This is a genomic window from Candidatus Methylomirabilota bacterium (assembly GCA_036005065.1).
Lineage (GTDB): Bacteria > Methylomirabilota > Methylomirabilia > Rokubacteriales > DASRDR01 > DASYQW01.
The window spans coordinates 1-2,779 of record DASYQW010000309.1; the positions used below are offsets into that span (position 1 = coordinate 1).

3 protein-coding genes are annotated in these 2,779 nt (G+C 73.0%); all 3 read right to left on the reverse strand.

Annotated elements, in window-relative coordinates; all coding sequences use genetic code 11:
* Positions 1–1,563: ribonuclease J (locus VGW35_21180; protein HEV8310185.1), on the reverse strand; the 1,563-nt coding region annotated here is incomplete at its 3' end.
* 76 nt (positions 1,564–1,639) lie between these two features.
* Positions 1,640–2,464, reverse strand: a complete 825-nt coding sequence (gene rsmA / locus VGW35_21185; protein ID HEV8310186.1) for a 16S rRNA (adenine(1518)-N(6)/adenine(1519)-N(6))-dimethyltransferase RsmA — start codon at positions 2,462–2,464, stop codon at positions 1,640–1,642.
* Positions 2,461–2,779 (reverse strand): dephospho-CoA kinase (locus tag VGW35_21190; GenBank protein ID HEV8310187.1); only part of this gene is annotated, 319 nt, incomplete at its 5' end. The genes rsmA and VGW35_21190, both read right to left, overlap by 4 nt.

Here is a 2,779-nt window from a genome sequence, read left to right on the forward strand (position 1 = left end):
TGACTGGAGGACGTCGCGCGCCATCGGCTCCTCGCCCGTCCGGGCGGCGAGCGCGTCCCGCAAGACGGTCTTCGCTTCTTCCAGCACCGCTTCGGACTCACGCTCGTACACCCAGCCGCGCGAGGCGATCTCGGGCCCGGCGATGATCTCGCCGGTGCCCCGGTCGACGGTAACCGCCACCACGACCATCCCGTCCTGCGAGAGGAGCTGGCGGTCCCGGAGGACGACGGCTCCGACGTCGCCGATCCCTTTGCCGTCCACCAGGACGCGGCCGACCGGAAACCGCTGGAGCACGCGGCCCGAGGTCTTGGTGAACTCGACCCCCTGCCCGTCCTCGATCACGAAGACGCGATCGGAGGGGATGCCGACGTCCTGGGCGAGCCGCCCGTGCGCCATCAGGTGGCGATACTCGCCGTGGACGGGGATGAAGAAGGCCGGCCGCACCAGGTTGAGCATCAACCGGAGCTCTTCCTGGGAGGCGTGCCCCGAGACGTGGACGAAGGCCACCGGCTCCCACAGCACCTCGGCGCCCAGGCGGAGGAGCTGGTTGACCACCTTGGTGATCGTGCGCTCGTGGCCGGGGATGACCCGCGCCGAGAGGATGACGAGGTCCCCGTCGCCGACCTCCACGTGCTTGTGCTCTTCGGCCGCGATGAGCGCGATCGCCGAGTTGGGCTCCCCCTGGCTCCCGGTCGAGAGGATCACCTGACGGTACGGCGGCAGCTCGGCAAGCTCCTCGAGCGGCAGGAGGCACCCCTCGGGGACCCGAAGGTACCCCAGCTCGGCGGCGATCCGGACGTTCTGCTCCATGCTGCGCCCGAGGAGCGCCACCCGGCGCCCGAAGGCGGCCGCGAGGTCGAGCACCTGCTGGATCCGGTGGATGTGCGATGCGAACGTCGCGAGGATGATCCGGCCCGGCGCCCCCCGGAAGCGCTCGGCCAGGTGCCGGCCGACGTCGCGCTCCGATGGCGTCGTGCCGGGCCGATCCACGTTGGTGGAGTCCGCCATCAGGCAGAGGACTCCCCCCTCCCCCAGCTCGGCCAGGCGGTGGTAGTCCGAGCGCTCGCCGTCGATCGGGCTCGGGTCGAGCTTGAAGTCGCCGGTGTGGACGAGCGTCCCCACCGGGGTCTCGACGGCGTAGCCCACCCCGTCCACGACCGAGTGCGTCACCCGGATCGGCTCCAGGCGGAACGGCCCGAGGTCGAAGACGCGCCGGGGCTCGACCGGAATGAGCCGCGCCCGCTCGAGGAGCCCGTGTTCCCGGAGCCGCTCGGCGGCCAGGGCGAGCGCGATCCGCGTCCCGTAGACGGGCACGTCCAGGTCGCGCAGGAGGTAGGGCAGCGCCCCGATGTGGTCCTCGTGACCGTGGGTCAGGACCACCGCCCGGAGGCGCTCGCGCTTGGCCACGACGTAGGAGAAGTCGGGGATGACGTAGTCGATCCCCGGCATGTCGTCGTCGGGGAACATGAGCCCGCAGTCGAGCGCCAGGAGGTCGTCTCCCGTCTCGAGGAGCATCATGTTGAGGCCGATCTCCCCGAGGCCCCCGAGGGGGATGACACGCACGGTGGGCTCGCTGGCGCCCTCGTAGGGGGGCGGAGCGCCGGCAGGATCGGATTCCGTCATCGCTGTCGGTATGGTATCACGCGGCCTCGGGTGGCACGAAGAAGTGGGCCAGCCGGGCAAACTCCTCGAGATTCAGCGTTTCCGCCCGGCGCCGGCCGTCGAGTCCGGCTCGCCCGAGCCGCCGCTGGACCTCCGCCCCCCCGAGACGGGGGAACCCCGCCCGGAGCGCGTTGGCCAGGGTCTTCCGCCGCTGGGCGAAGCCGGCCTTCACGACCTGGACGAACATGGCGGGGTCGCCGAGGGCGACGCGCGGCGTCCGCCGGAAGACGGCCTGCACCACCGCCGACTCGACGGCGGGGGGGGGGCGGAACGCCCTGGCCGGCACGACGAAGAGGAGGGCCGGGTCGGCCCACGCCTGCCAGAGGACTGAGAGGGCGCCATAGGCCTTGCCCCCCGGGCTCGCCGTGAGGCGCTCGGCGACCTCACGCTGGAGCATGAGGGTGGCCGCGTCGATCGAGGCCCTGGCCTCCCAGAGCCGGAGCAGGATGGGCTTGGAGGCGCTGTAGGGCAGGTTCCCGACGACGAGGAAGCGGCCTTCCGGAGTCGGGCGCGCGTCCCGCAGGGAGGCGTAGTCGAACCCCCGCGCGTCGGCGAGGCGCAGGTCCACGGCGGCCCGCCGCCCGGGGCCCGCCGCCAGACGGGCGTGCAGCGCCGGATCGATCTCGAGCGCCACGACCCGGCCCGCCCGGGTGGCGAGGAGCGCCGTGAGGGCCCCGGTGCCGGCGCCGATCTCGCACACCAGGTCGGTCGGGGTCGCGCCGACGGCGTCGACGATCCGCTCGGCCACCACCGGGTCGGCCAGGAAGTGCTGGCCCAGGGCCCGGCGCCGGGGCTCGGTCATCCCCGTCTCGCCCGGTGCTCGGCCCAGAGCGCAGCGTGCACCGCGCGCACCTGGGCCGCCGTCTCCTCCGGGCTGTCGGAGTTGTCGATGACGTAATGGGCCAGGCGGACCTTCTCGGCGAGCGGAATCTGGCTCGCGATACGCCGCTCGGCCTCGGCGGGATCGAGGCCGTCGCGCCGCACGAGGCGCTCGAGCTGGATCGCGGGATCGGCGTAGACGACGACGAGGCGATCGACCTGGGCGGCCGCGCCGACCTCGATCAGCAGGGCCACGTCCTGGACGACGAGGCCGTCGAACCCGCCCGCGGCGAGCTCG

Excerpts from the sequence above, each read along its gene's own strand:
- rsmA (HEV8310186.1), bottom strand. The coding sequence starts at position 2,464 with ATGACCGAGCCCCGGCGCCGGGCCCTGGGCCAGCACTTCCTGGCCGAC.